The 20,966-nt window shown below is 35.0% G+C and carries 16 protein-coding genes; 6 read left to right on the top strand and 10 right to left on the bottom strand.

What is annotated here, in order from left to right:
* Positions 1-173: 173 nt before the first annotated feature.
* Positions 174-1,982, top strand: coding sequence for a glutamine--fructose-6-phosphate transaminase (isomerizing) (gene glmS / locus BLT22_RS01825; protein ID WP_091760046.1), 1,809 nt, complete (start codon positions 174-176; stop codon positions 1,980-1,982).
* Positions 1,983-2,372: 390 nt separating this feature from the next.
* On the opposite strand, the gene celB is transcribed toward glmS, so the two are convergent.
* The 4 genes from celB to BLT22_RS01805 all read right to left on the bottom strand — a co-directional run bounded on the left by celB (position 2,373) and on the right by BLT22_RS01805 (position 8,684).
* The gene (gene celB / locus BLT22_RS01820) at positions 2,373-3,710 is read right to left on the bottom strand and encodes a PTS cellobiose transporter subunit IIC (RefSeq protein WP_091760043.1); all 1,338 of its coding nucleotides are present in this window, start codon (positions 3,708-3,710) and stop codon (positions 2,373-2,375) included.
* 454 nt (positions 3,711-4,164) lie between these two features.
* Positions 4,165-4,710: a GNAT family N-acetyltransferase gene (locus BLT22_RS01815; RefSeq protein WP_091760040.1), complete on the bottom strand. Its 546-nt coding sequence runs from the start codon at positions 4,708-4,710 to the stop codon at positions 4,165-4,167.
* Positions 4,711-4,903: 193 nt separating this feature from the next.
* Positions 4,904-6,478, bottom strand: coding sequence for an aspartate 4-decarboxylase (aspD, locus tag BLT22_RS01810; RefSeq protein WP_091760037.1), 1,575 nt, complete (start codon positions 6,476-6,478; stop codon positions 4,904-4,906).
* A 250-nt stretch (positions 6,479-6,728) separates the two neighbouring features.
* Complete coding sequence (locus tag BLT22_RS01805; RefSeq protein ID WP_236048744.1) at positions 6,729-8,684, bottom strand: S9 family peptidase; 1,956 nt, start codon at positions 8,682-8,684, stop codon at positions 6,729-6,731.
* A 356-nt stretch (positions 8,685-9,040) separates the two neighbouring features.
* On the opposite strand from BLT22_RS01805, the gene BLT22_RS01800 reads away from it, so the two are divergent.
* On the top strand, positions 9,041-10,021 hold the full coding sequence (locus tag BLT22_RS01800) for an L-lactate dehydrogenase (protein ID WP_091760031.1): 981 nt from the start codon (positions 9,041-9,043) through the stop codon (positions 10,019-10,021).
* Positions 10,022-10,300: 279 nt separating this feature from the next.
* On the opposite strand, the gene BLT22_RS01795 is transcribed toward BLT22_RS01800, so the two are convergent.
* Positions 10,301-11,653, bottom strand: a complete 1,353-nt coding sequence (locus BLT22_RS01795) for an MATE family efflux transporter (protein ID WP_091760028.1) — start codon at positions 11,651-11,653, stop codon at positions 10,301-10,303.
* Positions 11,654-11,763: 110 nt separating this feature from the next.
* Here BLT22_RS01795 and BLT22_RS01790 point away from each other — a divergent pair, with 110 nt between their 5' ends.
* Entirely contained in the window at positions 11,764-12,540 is a 777-nt protein-coding gene (locus BLT22_RS01790; RefSeq protein ID WP_176935268.1) for a helix-turn-helix domain-containing protein, read from the top strand.
* Between the two features lie 161 nt (positions 12,541-12,701).
* Here the strand turns inward: BLT22_RS01790 and BLT22_RS01785 are convergent, their stop codons facing one another.
* The 3 genes from BLT22_RS01785 to BLT22_RS01775 form a co-directional block, all read right to left on the bottom strand.
* Complete coding sequence (locus BLT22_RS01785; protein ID WP_087060014.1) at positions 12,702-13,244, bottom strand: Gx transporter family protein; 543 nt, start codon at positions 13,242-13,244, stop codon at positions 12,702-12,704.
* A gap of 15 nt (positions 13,245-13,259) precedes the next feature.
* Entirely contained in the window at positions 13,260-14,240 is a 981-nt protein-coding gene (locus BLT22_RS01780) for a polyprenyl synthetase family protein (RefSeq protein WP_091760022.1), read from the bottom strand.
* Positions 14,241-14,347: 107 nt separating this feature from the next.
* On the bottom strand, positions 14,348-16,189 hold the full coding sequence (locus BLT22_RS01775; protein ID WP_087060018.1) for an NAD(P)/FAD-dependent oxidoreductase: 1,842 nt from the start codon (positions 16,187-16,189) through the stop codon (positions 14,348-14,350).
* A gap of 339 nt (positions 16,190-16,528) precedes the next feature.
* Here BLT22_RS01775 and BLT22_RS01770 point away from each other — a divergent pair, with 339 nt between their 5' ends.
* The 3 genes from BLT22_RS01770 (at position 16,529) to menA (ending at position 19,228) form a co-directional block, all read left to right on the top strand.
* Positions 16,529-17,077, top strand: a complete 549-nt coding sequence (locus tag BLT22_RS01770; protein WP_091760018.1) for an FMN-binding protein — start codon at positions 16,529-16,531, stop codon at positions 17,075-17,077.
* A 136-nt stretch (positions 17,078-17,213) separates the two neighbouring features.
* Complete coding sequence (locus tag BLT22_RS01765) at positions 17,214-18,284, top strand: FAD:protein FMN transferase (RefSeq protein WP_091760014.1); 1,071 nt, start codon at positions 17,214-17,216, stop codon at positions 18,282-18,284.
* A gap of 2 nt (positions 18,285-18,286) precedes the next feature.
* Positions 18,287-19,228: a 1,4-dihydroxy-2-naphthoate polyprenyltransferase gene (menA, locus tag BLT22_RS01760; RefSeq protein WP_091760011.1), complete on the top strand. Its 942-nt coding sequence runs from the start codon at positions 18,287-18,289 to the stop codon at positions 19,226-19,228.
* Between the two features lie 61 nt (positions 19,229-19,289).
* Here the strand turns inward: menA and BLT22_RS01755 are convergent, their stop codons facing one another.
* Positions 19,290-19,733 carry a NusG domain II-containing protein gene (locus BLT22_RS01755; RefSeq protein WP_087060026.1) on the bottom strand — a complete coding sequence of 148 codons (444 nt, stop codon included), beginning with the start codon at positions 19,731-19,733 and terminating at the stop codon, positions 19,290-19,292.
* A 157-nt stretch (positions 19,734-19,890) separates the two neighbouring features.
* A complete protein-coding gene (locus tag BLT22_RS01750) occupies positions 19,891-20,865 on the bottom strand; it encodes a ribose-phosphate diphosphokinase (protein ID WP_087060028.1) in 975 nt (324 codons plus the stop codon).
* Positions 20,866-20,966: the final 101 nt, after the last annotated feature.

Here is a 20,966-nt window from a genome sequence, read left to right as displayed (position 1 = left end):
CTCGATCCGAAAATGCCGAGTATACCAATTTTATTATCTTATTGGTTTAAAGTTTGACAAACAGCTTGAATGGTTATAATATTGTCATGCATTAAGATTTTCACTAAAAAAGACAGTATATACCAATCAACATTTGGTCTATACCCCTAAAAAAAATGAAAGTAGGAAAGCATATGTGTGGAATTGTAGGATATATTGGAAATAAAGATGTGAAGGAAATTTTATTAAGCGGTTTAGATACACTAGAATACCGTGGATATGATTCTGCGGGTATCTATATTACAGATGAAGCGAATCAAGGTCATTTATTTAAAGAAAAGGGACGTATTGCTGCTTTACGTGATAAAGTAGATAACTCAATCAGTGCCTTCTCTGGTATTGGCCATACACGCTGGGCTACTCATGGTATTCCTAGTGTAGAAAACGCACATCCTCATCAATCAACCAGTGGTCGTTTCACTATTGTACATAATGGTGTAATCGAAAACTTTGAAGAAGTAAAAGATGCTTATTTGGCAGATGTACACTTTCATAGTACTACTGACACAGAAGTTATTGTTCAGCTCATTGCTTGGTTTGTAGAATCAGAAGAACTAGATACGATTGATGCATTTAAAAAAGCAATTGTTACCTTAAAAGGTTCTTACGCTTTAGCCTTAGTTGATAACGAAAACCCGAATACATTGTACGCTGCTAAAAATAAATCTCCTCTACTATTGGGTACTGGCGAAGGATTCAACGTTATTTCATCAGATGCAATGGCAATGGTTCGTGAAACAGATCAGTTCATCGAATTGATGGATGGAGAAGTTGCCACTCTGACTAAAGACTCCATAAAAATTGAAGACCTAGCAGGGGAAATTATCGAGCGCGACAGCTATACAGCCCACATTGATGCTAATGATCTAGGCAAAGGCACTTACCCTTACTATATGATCAAAGAAATTGATGAACAACCTGCTGTAATGCGTAAACTAATCCAGCAATATCAAAATGAAAATGGCGATCTAGAAATCAATGAATCTGTATTGTCAGAAATAAAAGAAAGCGATCGTGTCTACATCATAGCATGTGGAACAAGCTATAACGCTGGTTGGGTCGGCAAACAATTAATTGAACGTATAACCGGTACCCCTACAGAAGTTCATTTAGCAAGTGAGTTTGCTTATAATACACCTTTATTGACTAAGAAACCATTCTTTATTTTCTTATCTCAATCTGGGGAAACAGCAGATAGTCGCCAAGTACTGGTTCAAGTTAATAAAGCTGGTTACCCTTCATTAACACTTACGAATGTGCCGGGATCTACTCTATCTCGTGAAGCTAAACACACTTTATTATTACATGCGGGGCCTGAAATTGCCGTTGCTTCTACTAAAGCTTACACTGCTCAAATTGCTGTTCTCGCTATCTTAGCAGAATGTGTAGCTAAATATAACGGTGTAGATTCTCCATTAGATGTAGCTCATGAATTAGGAATCATTGCAAATGCTATTGAAACAGTCATTGATGACCATGAAATTTTCGAACGTTTGTCTGTTACTCACTTGAGCACCAGCAAGAATGCATTCTATATTGGGCGAGGAATCGACTACTATGTAGTAATGGAAGCTGCTTTAAAACTTAAAGAAGTTTCTTATGTTCAAGCTGAAGGTTGGGCGTCAGGAGAATTAAAACATGGAACAATTGCGTTGATCGAAGATAATACACCGGTCATTTCAATTATCACGGATAAAGTCTCTGGACCGCATACTCGTGGAAATGCTCATGAAGTAATCTCTCGTGGAGCAAATAGTATGATTATTTCTATGGAAGGTTTAGATCGTCAAGAGGATGCTTATGTTCTTCCAAAAGTACATGATCTATTAACTCCACTAATCAGCGTTATTCCTACACAGTTGATTGCTTACTATACAGCATTGCACCGTGGAAATGATGTTGACAAACCTCGTAACCTAGCAAAATCAGTAACCGTTGAATAAATCGAATAATACGTAAGACATTTCGCAGGATTATCTTTATAAAAAAACCACTAAAAAGTTCAAGGATGGTAGGATACCTTTTACTTATTTAGTGGTTTTTTTTGATGACATCAATCTTTGAGGAGAATTGAAATTTTTAATACATACTCTTCATATCCATTTACCAAAATGATCATTTATTTAATTGTTTTAGATAATTCTTCGATATCTTCATTTTCAAACATACCTAGTTCGCTAAAAAAATGAAGCGAATGGTAAATTTGATGCACTTTATACAGCGTATCTATTTTATTGACAATACGATTACGGAGAAAAACTGACTTATCTAAAATAAAAAATTCCAGGGACCACTCAAACAGAGAGTGGTTCCTGGAAACTAAATCAACTAAATTAAGCTTCTGTAGGTTGCGTTGCCTGTACAGCTCCAGCTTCTACTTGCTCAATTCCGTCTGTTCCATCTGTTTCTAATTTATATGCTTTTTGATCTATAATTCTAAAGAATGGATAATAAACTACTGCACTGACTCCTATTTGGAAGACTTGTAACACAGCGCCTCGCCATCCACTTAACAAGAATCCTGAAATAATTGGGGGCGTCGTCCAGGGAATATTCGCTCCATTAGTATACGGTACTAGATCAATGGCCATTGCTGCATAAGTCATCCCGGCCATCAATAATGGCATTATCAAGAATGGAATAATCATTACCGGATTCAATACAATTGGAAGTCCGAAAATTAGCGGTTCATTAATATTAAATAATCCCGGAACAATTGCAAGTCTACCTAATGTCTTATATTGTTGCGACTTAGCAAACATTAATACACATAAGGCCAAACCTAGTGTTGCTCCTGCTCCCCCGATTTTTACAAAGTTTCCATAGAATTGAGCATTAATGATATTTGGTAATTCTGCCCCTATTTTAAGTGCTGCAGCATTTTCAGCTGTCAGGTTTAACCAGATCGGGTTCATAACAGCTCCAATAATATTAGAACCATGAATACCAAAGGACCATAGCAACCCTTCAAATATAAAGATAATAAATGTGGTAGGCAACGTACGTGCCAATGCTAATAGAGGTGTTTGTAAAATTTGGAAAATAAATGCATGTGCTGTTTCATATGGAGTAAAACTAAATCCAATACGAACAAAATTAAATAAAATAATTACAATAAGTCCAGGAACAAGTGCTGAAAAAGATCTAGCTACGTTTGATGGTACTGAATCAGGCATTTTAATGATCCAGCCCTTTTGAATAACCCAGCGGTATATCTCAGTAGAAAGAACTGCTGCTATCATACCTACAAACAATCCACTAGCACTTAAATTCAGAGTTGGGATACCAGTAGCACCCTCCGCGGTCACAATTGATGGAGTTAGAATAAAGAATGAGACTAAAGCAAATAATATTGCTCCAATATCATCGACTTTATAATAGTTGGCCAAAGATTTTGCTATCCCTACCATAACAAAAGGTGTCATGATTTCCATAGTCATATTATAAGGGACCATAAAATAAGTATCCCAATTAGATCCTAAAACCCCTTCCATAAATTCAGGATATCCTTCTATTGGGATATTAGCGAAAAGCAAAAATATTGATCCAATAATGAGTAATGACATAGCTCCAAAGAATCCTGCTTTGACTGCTGATAAATATCTATTAGCATCCAGTTTAAAAGCAATTGGTGATAGTATATCTGATAATTTATTTAGTGCTTTTTCCATATATAATACCTTCTTTCCTTTATACATTCTGAGTATCTTCAGGTCAAACTCACACAATTAAGCAGATGCATAATTATGTAACACTATTCTTCTTTTCCTCCTTTTCAAAAGTTGGATAAAGTATCTCATCAAAGATATTTTACCTACTAAATTTTATTCCGCTTTTTTAAATCTGGTTACGAAATATCTAACCAATCATTTTGTAACCCTTTTCATATCTATATTATATTTCCTCTCCCATCCTTTAGCAAGCGTTTTCTTTGCTTTAAAATCAGCATTCTTCTTATGTAATCCATTACATACTTGGTATAACAACATTTTTAAAAAAGAAAAATTTAAATTATTTTCTTTTATTTAGATTTTCTATATCAATTACCCAATAAATTTTTCTTCAAAACAAAAAGTCTTATCAGAAAAGAGTAAACACTCATTTCTGATAAGACTTTTTGTATAATTATTTATTTAGCTCTTCCCACTCTTCTCTCAATATTCCCATACGAATAGAATCGTAATATACTCCGTCCCAATAACGTACTTTTCTCAATCGGCCTTCCATTGTCATTCCTAATTTTTCTCCTATATGAATCATACGATAGTTTCCTGACCAAGTTGTATACCCTATCCTAACTAGATCTAACGTATCAAATAAATACTGAATCCATAATTTCAATATACGAGTCCCATACCCTTTTTCTCTGTCTAATTGTTTATATATAGTTATCCCCATTTCGAGCCATTTTGATGGTTGATGTTCCCAGTAATAACTAACTGTTCCAACAATTCGATTATTAATCTCAACCACTTTCTTTTGATTATTACCTATCCAACTATTTTTTTCGCTTAGAAATTCTTTATATGATTTCGAATGATGCTCATAATAAGGTGCATCCCATAACTTCCATTCGGGATTTTCTTCTTTGTAGATCAGTGTCCACAATGTTTTCAAATCTGTTTCTTTTATACTTCTAACTACTATTTCCTGGTCTCTTAACCTTTCCACGTTTTCACTCCTTCTACCACTTTCCTTTTCCTATACTACCAAAAAGTCTATTTCATCTGTATTTACTCATACATCTCTTCTTTAAATTATTATTCGTTCATTCTAATTTGTATCTATTTACATATCGATTAAAAGAAAAAACGTGCATCAGATTAACCCTATTATCTTATACACGTTTTTCCTATTCACCTATTTATTTCCATGATTGATACATTCGTTCCACCATATTAGTAATACGTTTACCAACTTCAGCATAAGTCTCTGTAGGTAAATTAGCCAGCGAAACTCTGACTGTCCATTTGCTTGAACCAAACGCTTCAGACTTCAACAACATCAACTGCTCTTCTTCTACTAATCGAGCGACTAAGTCAGTCATTGTCCAACGTCTTTGAATATACTCGACAAATTCTGTCTCATATTTTTGTTTCAACCACCATTCGAAGTCAATTTCACAATAATAAGCTGTATTTAATTCCTTCAGTGGCATGGTCATCCCGAGTGATGCATAAAGGAGTTTCCCACGTTCTTGACAAATATTGATAACTTCTCTTTTATAGATATCTTCTCTATCCAACAAAGCATAAAGACTAAACAGGGTCATCATCACTTGCTGCGGAGATGAAAGCCCGGCGGCATGATTTAGCGCAACCGAACGACTATCCGCTACCAGACGATCAATGAATTTTATATCTTCCGGCTCTGAAGTCAATGTTTCGTATCTATGATTCAACTGCGCTTTTTTATATTCAGGTAATGCTTTTAATCTTTTATCAAACACGTTTTCTTTTGCAACTGCAATTGTCCCAATTCTCCATCCTGTCGCACCAAAATATTTAGAATAAGAATAGATACAAGCAGTATTATAGGGCAGCACGGTAAATAAAGAAGTAAACTGATTTAAAAATGTTCCATATACATCATCAGATAGAATCATCAATTCAGGATTATCTTGCTTTACAATGTCCTCCAGCTGTGAAATTGAGTCCCCGTAAATTGCATTTGCTGTAGGATTACTTGGATTTACAACAAATACTGCTTTAATATTTGGGTCACGTAAACGATCCAATTCATTTTTAGTAAATTGATAACTAGTATGTCCATCAATATCCATTAATTCAGAACAAATATATTCCACATTAAATCCATATTCCGGCAACTCCGGAATTTCCATATATGGTGCAAATGTAGGGATTAAAAGTGCAATAGTATCGCCCTTTTCCAATAAAGCATTATTGAAGAGTGAATTAAACGTGTATACTATCCCCGCAGTACCACCTTCTACTGCAAAAATATCAAAAGGCGAACTCTTAGCATCAAACAATTCATGATGCAAATACTGTTTGATCGGTTCTTCACAAGATTTCAAAACTCTTTCGGGATGCGGATAGTTATCTCCTATCACATAATCGAGCATGTTTTTCAACCAGTGATTTCTAGGCATTCCCATCAAATGAGTGCCGTTCTCCCAGATATTCTGCAGCAAGGTTGCACCTCTCGACTCTTTTTCAGATAAAAAGTATTCGAATCGTTTTGATTGTTCCTTCTGCTCTTTAATCATTCCACCGATCTGACTGTTTTCAGTGATCATCGTTTCTTTCGTGGCAAATTCCCCTAATAAGAAAAAAGCTTCTCTTGGAATCGGGGCTGTCCAATTAGGATTCCCTCTACCTGCATTTAAAAATTCTTTCGTATTAGGGGTATTCTGCATACGATTTTCCAAATATAAATTCAATTCAAAAGGACTTAAACTTTCTAGATCTTGCTTCAAAATTCCACTCCTAAGTTTTTTATTTTTCTTTTTATTCTCTCATCCGTGATTGAGTATAACAAACAAAATAAGCAAACCCAAGTTTATAGGCTGGTTTATAGGGAATTTATCCAAATTCTCATTTAAAGATCAATATTTTAAACTATTTATTATTTTACTGTTTTAGCAATATTTATCGACTTTTTTGATTAATATCAAAAAAACAGACTTTATAATTAATATAAAGTCCATCTTCTTTAAAATTTCCTATTTAATGCTGTTCAAACCAACCTGAAATAGCATCCATTCGTTCAAGTCGTAAATTCGGCAACCCCATCCTAGATAATCCATGACTAGATTTAGGGAAGGTAATCAGCTTCGTTTCTACCCCCTTCTTCTTCATTGCAATATACATCTGTTCCGCCTGTTCCTGCGGGCATCGAAGATCTTCTTCTCCATGAATAATCAATAGTGGTGTCTCGACTTTTTGAGCATACGCAAGTGGGGACATTCTCCATAATTCTTCCATGTTACTCAGGTCTTGCTGTAATTGAAATTCTACAAAATGGGGGCCAATATCGCTCGTTCCGTAAAAACTGATCCAGTTAGAAATACAACGTTGGGTGACAGCCGCTTTGAAACGATTTGTATGTCCAACAATCCAGTTAGTCATAAAACCACCATAACTACCTCCAGCTAGATACACATTGTTTTTATCAATATTCGGATGTTTTTCTAATACATAATCTGTACCGATCATCAGATCTTCATAGTCTTTATTACCATAATCTCCTAGGATTGAGGCTACAAACTCTTGACCATACCCATTTCCTCCACGCGGGTTCAACAGAATAACTCCATATCCTTGGCCAGATAACTTCTGCATTTCATGGAAAAAGGTTTCACCATAGTTCACTTGCGGTCCACCATGAATATATAGAATAGCTGGATGTTTTTCTTCTTGAGTTATCGGCGGCATATACCAACCTTGAATCTTCCAATCATCCGCTCCTCTGTACCAGAACATTTCTGGTTCGACAATCATATGTTCAGATACAAAATCAGCATTCGGATCATAAAGCACTTCAATTTTTCCAGTACTTAGATCCAGCAGTCCCACTGCGCTTGGCTTTACGGACGTTGAGTATGTTACGGCTATAATATTTTCAGAGCCTGTTAAATCTCCTCCCGTTAAATGAAACTTTTCATCAACTAGTTTTTCATACTTACCCTTCTTGTCCCCTTTGTAGACTTGAAGTTTCCCATGTTCTGTTATCGGGAACAAATATTCCTCATTGTTGATCCATTTTACTGGAAAGTCCGAGACATTCTGCTGAAAGTCTCCAATAATCGTATCCCCTACTTCTGCATCAAGGTTTTCTGTCAGACAACTCATTCTACTGGTCTTTACATCATATCCATAAATTTTCGTCTGTGAAACAAAGGCGAACTCAAAATCATTTCCAGATAATAGATAAAAATCTTCTGCTTCATTTGCTTCTAAGAATTGAAAGCTTCCATCAGGCACAGAGCTAGTCAACATCGTAGTGATATCTGTAGACAATACATACTTATAAATACTTCCTCCATAAACCCATTCATCTTCAGGATTTAGTTTATCAACATATAATAGGTAGCTTTCATCTTTAGCAACATAGCTCAACCCAATAGGACGATCTTTTTCCAGAATCAGTTGTTTAATTTTTGTAGCAATTTCTATTTTTTTAATTTGATAGGTTAAATCAGTTGGAATAATCCCCGTACCGTCCATTTTATATTCAAGTTTGGTGATTATTTGGGGTTGAGGTACCTTTTTATTAACTTCCTCTTCCTTTTCCTCTGTTTTTTGAGCAGTTTGGTAATAAATACCGGATCCGTTGCTGTTCCATTCATAATTAGTAATCCCTTGTTTTTCTTCAGTCAGCTGCATAGCCGATCCGCCTTTTAGACCAATTAAAAAAAGTTGTTTCTTTTTATTCTTTGTATTATTAGATACATATGCTAACCATTTACCATTTGGAGAAATACTGATACCTATATTAGCAGAACCGCTATCTCCCCAGTGAACTCGCTCCTTTGTATTTTGATCTACACTATAGATAGAAGTGCGATACTCATTTTCTTCTTTATCCATAATTGTTTCAACAAAAAATACATTATCTTGAAACACTACCGGTTGTGAAACAGTTTTTAATTCAAATAAACTTTCTCCCATAATTGTCTTCAAATACTCATCCCATCCCTTAATATAATACTGAAAATAATTAAATTATAGCTACAATATAGTTTTTTGTATAATTTCATCAAGTGCTTTCTTGCGTAAACGCAATCATTACTTGAAATTGGCTTAATTAACTAATTGATTATTTCATTAATAAATAACTTAATACAATTCTGCCACTTTATTTAATTATAGTCAATATCATTTTATGATAACCATCTAATGATTTATCAAATAACATATAAAGAAATATTCTCTATATTTTAATTAACAAAATTTTAATCATAATTCCTACCTTAATTCACAGTTTTTCATAGGAAATGTGTGATATAATGAACTTATAATTTAAAAAGGAGTGTCCTATTTTGAAAACTTCAAAAGATCAACAAAAAATCATATTAATTGGAGACGGTGCCGTCGGATCAAGTTATGCTTATTCTCTGATAAATCAGAACATCGGACAAGAATTAGGGATCATTGATGTTAACCGCGAAAAAGCTGAAGGCGATGTAATGGATTTAAGTAGTGCGTTAGCTTTTACTGCTCCAATGAAACTTTATGTTGCAGATTACGCTGATTGTGGAGATGCTGATTTAATTGTTTATACAGCAGGAGCTAGCCAAAAACCTGGTGAATCTCGTTTAGATTTGACTGAAAAAAATCTGCGTATTACAAAAAGCGTAGTAGAGAGTGTAATGGCAAGTGGCTTTAACGGTATTTTCCTTGTTGCAGCTAATCCAGTAGATATCTTATCTTATGCAGTTTACAAATGGTCTGGTCTTCCTGCAGAACAAGTAATCGGTACAGGTACTTCTTTAGATAGCGCCCGTTTCCGTCAAGCTGTAGCTAATTTACTTGATGTAGATGTGCGAAATGTTCATGGTTATATTATTGGTGAACATGGTGATACTGAATTCCCAGTTTGGTCTCATGCTAACGTTGCAGGTTTACAAATTAATGAATGGGTAGAAAATAATCCTAATACAGATGAACAAGCTCTTGTGGAAATTTTCTTTTCTGTTAGAGATGCTGCCTACACGATCATTGAGAAAAAAGGCGCAACTTTCTATGGAATCGGAGTTGCTTTAGCTCGAATCACTAAAGCAATTTTGAATAATGAACATGCTGTATTACCATTATCAGTATATTTAGAAGGTCAATACGGAGAAGAAGAAATCTATTTAGGAACAACAGCTATTATTAATCGTAATGGACTTAAGAAAATCATCGAAATTCCTTTAAATGATTCTGAAAAAGAGAAAATGAAACATTCTGCTAACACTATACGTACTCACTTAAATGAGGTTCTTGAAAGATGTCCTGATTTATCTTTTGACAAATAAATTTTAAACTTATAAACGTACTAAAATAGCAGGTAAAGACCACGACAGTGGTTTTTACCTGCTATTTTTCTTTTATATAGATATAGATATAGAAAGTGTGAAAGGGAATCCGATCGATCCCTCAGAAAGAGGAGTTCGAAACAAAAAACTGAGCTCCTTTACTATCATATCTAATCATCGTTAAGCATATGGTACCATGAGCCCAAGCATAGAAAGTATGAAATGAAGCAGTACTGGTCTTTCAGTCTGCTTTTCTTCTAAAATTTACTTGATAAAAAACTATTCAGAAACTTTCCACTTTTTGTTGTTTTTTCCTAACGGATACTTCTTCAATAGAACTATACCGATAACAAAAGCAGTCACTTCCATAAAGATAAATGTAAGCCAGATTCCATCATTTCCGAAAATCAACGGTAAAACCAAGAGACCGATTAAAGGGCCGATAAACGATCTGTATACCGTTAGCAAAACAGAATGAAAAGGATCATTTATAGCTGTATAGTAAGTTGGTAGTATTATGTTAAATCCAACAAAAATAAGAGCGACAGCGACGTAGTTAAGAATTTCTATGGATAACGTATTTACTGCTGTTTCAGAAACAAAAATTTGGGATATCTCTTCACCAAATACGAAAGCACCGCATGCCATCAATACACCGATTATAACGCTGACCGTTATAGCCATTTTTCTTATGGTATGAACACGGTTATACTGATAGGATCCAAAGTTATAGCTCCAGATATTCTGATTGCCTTCTCCGATTCCATACCCTAATGCTCTCGCAAATTCCATCAGCTGCATTACTACTGCAAACGCTGCGATCCCCATAGCACCTATTCTTCTGAGAATGATGACATTAAAAATAACACTTATCACAGCCATTGTGATATTTGTTAAAAATTCAGAGAAGCCATTATAAAAAATTCTCTGAATTTCCATTACATGAAAAACAGGTTTGCTAAATGACCAGTCAGAGTTCCAAACTAAAATTCCAAGACAAATGAAAAAGGAGAATGCTTGAGAAGACCCTGTTGCCATTGCAGCACCTCTCATTCCAAACTGGTAGTAGACAATGAACATATAATCTAATCCTATATTTAATAATGCACCCAAAAACATAACTCCAGTAACTAACAGCGGTTTTCCATCTAATTTCAAAAAGAAACCAATTACAAAATTCAATAAAAAGAAAGGAATGAATAGGCTCGTATAACGGGCATATTCGATAGCAAACACCTTAGTTTCTCCTGTAGTTGACAATAATCCCATCAACAAGGGAGAAGCCACAAATAAAATAATAGCTCCCCCTACTCCAGAGATAAGCGTCAACATCATGGTGACATTAAATAGGTTATTGCTGTTCTCCTTATTTCCTGCCCCTCTCTCAATACCTGCCAAAGTAACTCCACCAATGCCAATCATCATAGCAAACCCTGCAAAAAAAATCACCACAGGCATGACCAAGGTAATTGCTGAAAGCCCTTCCGAACCAATGTATCTTCCTACAAATACTGAATCAACAAAGTACGCCATGGTCTGTACAATCATCATAAATACAGACGGAATTGTATAAAATAAAAATACTTTATAAATACTACTTTTCCCTAAATCCACTTTTTTATTCAGCAACATTTATATTCCCCTATCCAATCATCTTAAAGTTCGCTTTGCTGTTTAAGCATATAAGTAATATACTAAACGTTGAACTAGGTTTAATGTCAAGAAGAGAATAGGTGATTATCTTGAGAAAGTTATTAACTATAGGAGAAGTGGCCAATTTATTATACTTATCTACCTCTCAAATTCGTTTTTACGAGAAAAAAGGACTTCTAACTCCCCATCACAAAGATGAAAATGGCTATCGCCTTTATTCTTACAAAGAAATCGATATCCTTGAATTCATTACTACTTTAAGAAATACAGGCGTGTCAATTCCGGAAATAAAGGAATTTATGTATCGGAAAACAGACAACAATTTGATTGAAATACTGGATAATACAACGGAGAAAGTAGAACTAGAGATTAAAAAATTAACTAGTCAGATTGATACTTTAAGTAATTTCAAAAAGCACCTAATACGCAATTCATCTTCTTTTTCAGAAGTTATCCATTGTTCTGAACGAATACTCTATATTATTGATGAGGATATGACTGTAGAAAGGCATGAAAAAGATGTTTACGATTTTGTAAGCAAGTATTCAATTGATTACCGATACCACGAGCAGCAGTTTTTGACTTTATTAGAGGGAAAAGCTCAAAAACTTTGTCTATTCTCTAAAGATAAAAATAAAGGGTTAGAGAAATTAGAGACACATACTCTAGAACAAGGTGATTATTTCACTTGCAATACCGAGATAAAGAACTATCAAGCATTAAACAAAGCTTATACTTATGTTTATCAGCAATGTACTAAAGCAGGATACACTCCGATAGGTCAAGCCATAACAATTGAAGACATCCATACATTACTTCTTTCAAAAAAATCAATTCATTTAACTGTACAAATTAGAATCAAATAGCGAAAAAATCAAGCTCAGTATGTTTATTTATTTTTATCTAACTGGATTAATTTAATTATCACTGTATAAATTCCCCCTTATCTTTGGATAACATTTATAAAAAAGCCAAACATTCTGTCTACTCAGTGGAATGTTTGACTTTTCTTATCTTTTAATTTATTTTAGTGCGATGTTTTATTCTTAAGTTGATTCTTTCGGAAGAATTTCAAAGTATTAATATGTGCCATCATGTAATTTGCAATAATACCATTTGCTATCCCAGCCATTATGCCCATAAAGGATAGTATCGGTAGATATAAGAGAACTGTCCAAGATTGGGCAATCGTACTTGCTACAATTAATTGCCCAAGATTGTGCAAGATACCTCCTGTTGCACTCACACCTATAACACTTACTTTATTTGATCCTAGTAACTTAATCACTAGCATTCCTATATAGCTTAAAAGTGCTCCGACACAACTGTAAAGAAACGTCGATAACGTTCCGCCAAGCAATGTTGTCATGAGCAATCTCATCCAAACTACAGTAAAGCTATCTTTAAATGGTAAAGTATAAATGGCAATAATGGTAATGAGGTTTCCAATTCCGAGCTTGGCTCCTGGCGCAAAAGCAAAAGGTGATGGTATCATTCTTTCCACCAAGCTCAAGACAACTGCCTGAGCAGCGAGTAAAGCGATATAGATCATTTTTTGGCTTTTTGTCATATTCAGCACCTTATTCTAAAGATTACGTTGAAGCAACTGCAGTGTTATTTTCTCAATGATCTTTTTCTCTGGTGTATCTGGTAATTTTTTTATTCGTTTTAAAGCTTTTTCGGTATATTTCTGCGCTATTTGTCTGGCTTCTTTTACCCCTTCAAATTCAAGAACCCACTGTTTAATTGTTCTAATATCTTCATCTGTCATTTGATCTTGTTTCGATAGCAAAGGCTCAAACTTAGAACGATTTTTACGCATAGCAAAAATAAGGGGAGCGGTATAGATTCCTTGCCTTACATCTTCTAAAACTGGTTTTCCGAAGTCTTCTGCACTTTGTGTATAGTCTAAAATATCGTCTAATAACTGAAACGCCATGCCAATGTGGCTTCCAATATAATAAGCATTTCTTGACTCTTTTTCAGATTGGCCCCCCTCTAATGCTCCAGTATAACAGGCCAATGCAAATAACTGCGCTGTTTTACCAGAAATTTGTGTTAGATACTGACGAATGGTCATATCTTGCTTATAATACAAATTCATCTGATCTAATTCGCCCATCAGTATTCGTTCCATTCCCCGAGTATTTACTTCAAACTGATTAACCGTATTAGCATATTGTGCACTTAAACGAAATGAAACTGTGAATAAATAATCTCCAGCATAGACCGCTGCGCTTTTTCCATATCTAGATTGTAAAGAAACTTTCCCTCTTCTTTGTGATGCATCATCGATAATATCATCATGAATCAGGGTCGCTGTGTGCAGCACTTCAATGGATGCAGCTAATGCCTGAGCGCGTTTGGGATTATGATCAGCTCCAAAAGTAGAAAACAGGAGCGTATAAGCCGGGCGCACCATCTTCCCTCCCGAATCAAGCATATCTTTTAATACAAATTCTACTTCCTTATTTCTCATGCGGACTGATTGTTCAATTAGTCCGTTTACTTGTTCCAATTCAGTTGCTACCTGAGGGTAATTATCCCACATTGGATGCAGTTTCATATATTTCTCCTTTAAACTAAAATAACTTAGATAGAGAGAGGAGGCAAGTCTGCAAACCTGCCTCCTCTCTCTACTATTATACTCAATATTCAACTATACGTTAAGGGTTAATACAGAGATTTTTCTTTTCCATACCACCATGATCCAGCTTTTTTCTGAATCCATGGGATAACATAGTAATCCAACCCAAATGCACGTCCTGATCCATTCATCAATGCAATTGCAACAAAGATAAACCAGATATTAATCCAGTAGAACATACCTGAAAGAGCGAAGGATATTACAAGCCCAATTGTTGCGGCACTTGTCAACCAAGTAAATAACCCAAAGATCAGTGCTAAAGCTATAGCAATTTCAACACAAGTCATAAATTTCTGGAAGAATAACGCCATTTCTGTATTAGGAATCATTATTTTCATAATGCTTTCAAACCAGCCTGGAGCTTCTTTAAAAATCATCATCGGTTCTTCTCCATATGCATAGCTTAGTCCAAATACTGGTTTTGCAACTGTTTCTTCCACTACTTCAGATGCACCGGATGCCGGATCTTGCAACCAAGAGAAAGGCAAGGCAACGTAATCTCCAAACCAGCTCTCTGCCCCGAGCAATCCGAAGGCTTTTTTGAGACCTTCTACTAGCCACATACTCCCATAAAACACCCTTAAAGGCACACTCCATAATACATTTCCATACCGTGATAAGTGCCCGCGGAAAATATTACGCTTGTTTTTAATATGGAAAAATTCATGGAATATATACTGTACTAAATAATATAGAGAATTAATATCGACAAAATACTTAAGGTTTACAATGTGTTTCATTAATATTGCAAAGAATCCACTTAAATGAATTTTATCAAATAAATAAGCTACCCCATATGTGGACCCTACAGAAACTAACGTTCCTTGATAATTAGATTCATGTGGATGTTTTTCTCCACCTTGAATGGCTGCTGCAATATTTTTAGCTGCTGTATGGCCTGTTTGTTCAGCTGCTTGTACAATTTGTGGAGTAGGTTTGCCATTTTCTTCATAATAAACAAGATCTCCAATGACATAAACATTTTCTAAACCTTTAGCTTCCATAAATTCATTTGCAACTAATCTTCCAGCTCTAGCTTTTTCTACACCAAATTCGTCAGTATCTGTGTTAGCTTTAACTCCAGCCGCCCATATTAGTGTATGCGTTGGTAAGTTTTCGTCTGTTTTTAATTCTACATTATCTGGAGCTACATTCACAACTGGAGCATTTTTCAAGATACGAACTTTCTTCTTCGTTAAATATTTTTCTACTTTATTTGAACTAACACGAGGAATAGTTGCCAATATTTCCGGTAATGCTTCTACGACGACCAATTCAATTTCACTTTCATCGATGTGATACTTGTCCGCAAGTACTGGTTTCCAATCAATTAGTTCCCCAACCATTTCAATACCCGTTAGTCCAGAACCACATACAACGAAACGTAACATAGCTGCTCTTTTTTCAGCATCTCGTTCTATGGCAGCCGCAGCTACTGTATCTTCTATATGACGGCGAATGCGAACTGCATCTTCCCAAGACCAGAGAGTAAATCCGTTTTCTTTAACGCCTGGAGTCCCATAGTCATTCGCTTCTCCCCCCATACCTAATACAAGATAATCATATGAGTATTGACCATTTTCAGTAATAACTGTTTTGTTCTGATGATCCAAGTCTGTTACATTATCTGTCACTAACTGAACATTTTTTCTTCTAGAGAATAAGCGCTGTAAGTCATATTGAATAGCACTAGGTTCTACTCGCCCACCTGCAACTTCATGTAATTCAGTCATGTAAGTATGATAAGGATGACGATCAATTAATGTGATCACTACATCACTATTTTTCTTCAATTTTTTCGAGAGTGATTTTGCAGCAGATACCCCTGCAAACCCGCCTCCAACAACAACAATGTTAATCTGTGGCATATTGGTATACTCCTTTTATAATAGCTAATTCTATTGTGATTCCAACATCAAATAATTTGATAATCATTTCACAATTATTCCGAATTAATTATAACGTAATCAATAAGCATTTGTCTAGACTATTTTTAAATTATTTCAAAACTTTTAAAATAGCATATAATTAAACATGAATAGGCTTTCTATTTATATGAAAATTATATTAAAAAATAGATAAATAAAAATAATTTATTGTGAAAGTATAGACAAACGATAACTAGAAAGGTATACTATGTTTGTAAATTAATTTGCAAGCGAGTAAATGCTCGTAAGCTAAAACTAAATTCCTATTGGAGGGACACCATGGAAATCATGAAAAGTTTCAAATTCGCAACAACACTTTTTGCATCAACATTAATTTTGGCAGCATGTGGCAATTCAGATGATTCTGAAGAATCATCTACTGAGGATTCAGCTACTGAAGAAACTGCTACTGACACTGAGGATTCAACTACTGAAGAATCAGCTGCAAGTGAATTACAAGACGGTACTTATTCATTAGAAGAAAAAAACTTCGATGAAAATGGCTGGCGTGTAGTTTTCGATATGACAGTAGATGGCGGAAAAATTACTGAATCAAACTATGACTACAAAAATGAAGATGGCGATTTAAAATCAGAAGACGAAGGCTACCAAGAAGCAATGTCAGAAAAAGTTGGCACTGGTCCAGCAGATTATCTTCCTGAATTAAACAATCAGTTAGTAGAAGTACAAGATCCTTCTGAAGTAGATGTTGTATCAGGTGCTACTCATTCATCAGATAGCTTTATCAAATATTCTCAAGAATTAGTTGATGCTGCTGAAGAAGGCAATACTGAAATGATCGAAGTAGATAACGCAGCTGCAGAATAAAAAAGACTTTGTATTAAGTCCAATTTAAATATTGCAATAAAGTGATTCTATAAATACAATGGGTCTTAGAGATAAATCTAAGGCTCATTTTTTATTTAGATTAAATAAGCCTGCACTTATAATGAGGAGTTTTTATATGAAACCGAGAATGCACACTCGACTATTTTTATTATTATCTATGATACTTATTCTTAGCGGCTGTGGCTCTGATAGCACTGAAAACGAGCGCACACTAGCTGACAAACCATATGAAGAAACAGAATTCTTAATGGGAACCGTTGTACGTGTTACAATCTATGATCAAGGAAAAGAAGAAGTATTATCTAAAGCGTTTGATCGAATAAAAGAATTAGCCGAATTCATTACGACTGAAGACGAAGAAGAACATTCTATGATCAAAGCGATCAACGAATCAGCTGGTCGAGAACCTGTTTCTGTTTCAAGTGATTTATTTGCTCTTATAAATTCCGCTCTCACCTACAGCGAAAAAACAGAAGGCAGTTTCGATCTTACTATTGGACCCATTACAAACTTGTGGCGAATTGGCTATCCTGATGCTCGAGTACCTGAGCCTAATGAAATTGAAAAGGCATTATCTTTAGTGGATTATAAGCAGGTAGAGTTAAACGAAGAGAATCAAACGGTTTACCTTTCTCAAGAAGGAATGAAAATTGATCTGGGAGCAATAGCAAAAGGATTTATTACAGATGAAACTGTTAAGGTCTTAAGAGATAACGATGTTGAAACTGCCATTATCGATTTAGGCGGCAATATTTTTGTTATGGGTAATAGTCCTCGAGACGTAAAGGAAAAATGGCAAGTTGGTATCCAAGATCCTTTTGAAGAACGTGGAAAAATCATTGGTTCAATACCTTTAAGTAATCAATCTATGGTAACTTCCGGTGTATATGAAAGATTTCTTGAAGTCGATGGTAAGAAATACCATCACTTAATGAATCCAGAAACAGGATACCCTTTTGATAATGAGCTTGCTGGAGTAAGCGTGGTAACAACTAGCTCTATAGATGGTGATGGTTTATCCACCTCTTTATTTTCAAAAGGTTTAGATGGTGGATTGGAGTATGTGAATCAATTAGATGGCGTTGACGCTGTTTTTGTTACGAAAGATAAAGAAGTATATCTCTCAGATGGCTTAAAAGACTTTAAATTAAAAAATGATGATTTTACATTAATGAATGGAGATTAATCATGACGGCAAAAACGTTTTTAGACCTAGTAGAAATCAAAACTAAATTAGCCAGTTTGTTCCCTTTCATATTGGGCCTTCTGTTTACTATATATTATTTCCAGGTTTTTGATTTAACCAATTCACTCCTTTTCTTTACGGCTATGCTTCTATTCGATATGACCACTACTGCCATCAATAATTTAATGGACTATCAAAAAGCAAAAGCTACCGGATATAAAGAAGAAGTCAATATTATCGGTCAAGCTAAATTGTCAGAAAGACTTGTCATTTATCTAATCCTTAGTATGTTAACTCTAGCTTCACTTCTAGGAATCATTTTAGTAATTCGGACTAGTCTGCTTTTGCTTTTTATAGGTGGATTGTGTTTTCTAATTGGAATTTTTTATACTTTCGGTCCTGTACCAATTTCAAGGATGCCTTTAGGTGAAGTTATATCGGGATTAACAATGGGCTTTGGTATCTTTTTTATTGTTGCATTTGTCAATGTAGATAATGATGTATTACTGAATTTGAGTCTTCATTTACCTCAATTTAGTATATCAGGAAATTTATGGGCTTTATTGATTATTTTTTTCGTGTCTTTACCAACTGTCTTTTTAATAGCTAATATTATGTTAGCTAATAATCTTTGTGATCTTGAACAGGACATCTCTAATCACCGATATACTTTACCTTATTATATTGGAAAAAAAGCGGGTATACAGCTCTTTAACCTGCTCGTCTATGCGGCTTACTTGATTATAATAATTTCTGTTTTAGTAAATTGGTTACATCCAATCCTTTTACTTGTGTTATTAACGCTTATTCCAATTCATAAAAATTTAGCTACGTTTAACCATGAACAAATAAAGGAAAAAACATTTGTCATTGCTATCAAAAATTTAGTTCTATTCTCAGGAGTAGAAGTCATTCTTTTAGGTATCAGCATTTTGATCAAATAGACTTTTCCAAATTAAAAATCCTCTGACGATTATCCAATCTGTCAGAGGATTTTTAACTATATCAGAGGGGAATAATAACCTCATCATCTTCTTGAATTTCTTTTCCATCGGGAGATTCTGCATGAATTTCTATAATCAATTCATGCGGCAGCACTACTGCGGTCTCGCCGGGTTGGCTGATCCAACCTTTTCTGACACCAATCTGATCTGGACTATTATCTTCTTTATTCCGTATGCGCGTTCCATCTACTTCAATAATATTATATTGATTATCTGCAGGGTAAAAGGTCATTGTTTCATGCGGGGTATCCTCAGAAAGCTCTACACGATAAACTTCTTCTCCAGATATTTTAACCGTCGCATAAATTAAAGCATCTTCATCTACTTGACTCAATTGAATACCATAAACAACATGAGGAATAAAGGATGCCACAAAAAGACATACAATGATGACAGCATCTAGGGGTTTCATTTTGCTCAAATGGAATTTAATTTTATCAAGCATGACTGGAACGGCTCCTTTTCTCTGATAAGCAAACAAAAGACACTATACTAACATAAAGTCCTCAGAAAATTATTGTATACTCAAAAGATCAATAATTATTTGGAAATTTCTTTAACTTATATAGTCAGAGTAGTGCCTCTTATCTTATCTTTTTAGTTTATTTTTTAAATTTTTTCTCAAATAACGGACTTACTGAGCGGTTTTCGTGAATGCGTTTAATAGCATGCCCCATAAGCTCTCCAACACTTACCTGAGCAATTTTATCGATCTTTTTGTCTTCAGATAGGTTGATTGAATCTGTAACGACCATTTTTTTTATTGGTGATGCTTCTAATCTTTCAATTGCTGGTCCGGAGAATACAGCATGCGTTCCACAAGCATAAACTTCGTTTGCTCCTTGATTGATCAGTGCGTCAGCAGCCAAAGTAATCGTGCCGGCTGTATCAACTAAATCATCAATCAGTACAGCAGTCTTTCCATTTACATTCCCAACGATATTCATCACCTCTGCAACATTTGCTTTCGGTCTACGTTTATCAATAATTGCTAATGGTGATTTTAAGAATTCAGCTAATTTACGTGCGCGGGTTACTCCACCGTGATCAGGGGACACAACAACTGTATCTTCTCCACCTAACCCTTTATCCAAAAACCAGTTTGCAAGCAATGATGCCCCTAACAAATGGTCGACAGGAATATCAAAGAATCCTTGGATCTGAGAAGCATGAAGATCAAGCGTTAATATTCTATCTGCTCCAGCTTGTGTAATCATATTCGCTACTAGTTTAGCTGTAATTGGTTCACGAGATCTTGCTTTTCTGTCTTGTCTTGCATAACCGTAGTATGGGATAACTACGTTAATTGTCTTCGCACTCGCTCTTCTTAAAGCATCAATCATAATCAGCACTTCCATTAAATGATCATTTGCTGGAGCTGATGTTGATTGAATCAAATAAACGTGATCTCCACGTATACTTTCTTCAATATTGATGCGTATTTCTCCATCGCTGAATTTCTTTACAGATACGTCTCCTAATTCTACTCCAACGTCTTTTGCAATTTTTTCTGCAAGTGGCACGTTAGAACTCAAAGCAAAAATCTTAAGTTTTGGATCTGAATAATGTTCGGACATGTCGGCCTCCAATTTTTTATGCGTTTCTATTTTTCCCATTTACTAGTTTATGATGAAGCGCGGGATAAATCAATATTCTTATTTAATAATAACGCTTTTAT

It is taken from the genome of Marinilactibacillus psychrotolerans (genome assembly GCF_900101525.1).
In the GTDB taxonomy this organism is placed as follows: domain Bacteria; phylum Bacillota; class Bacilli; order Lactobacillales; family Carnobacteriaceae_A; genus Marinilactibacillus; species Marinilactibacillus psychrotolerans.
This window is presented reverse-complemented; position numbering and strand designations above follow the sequence as displayed.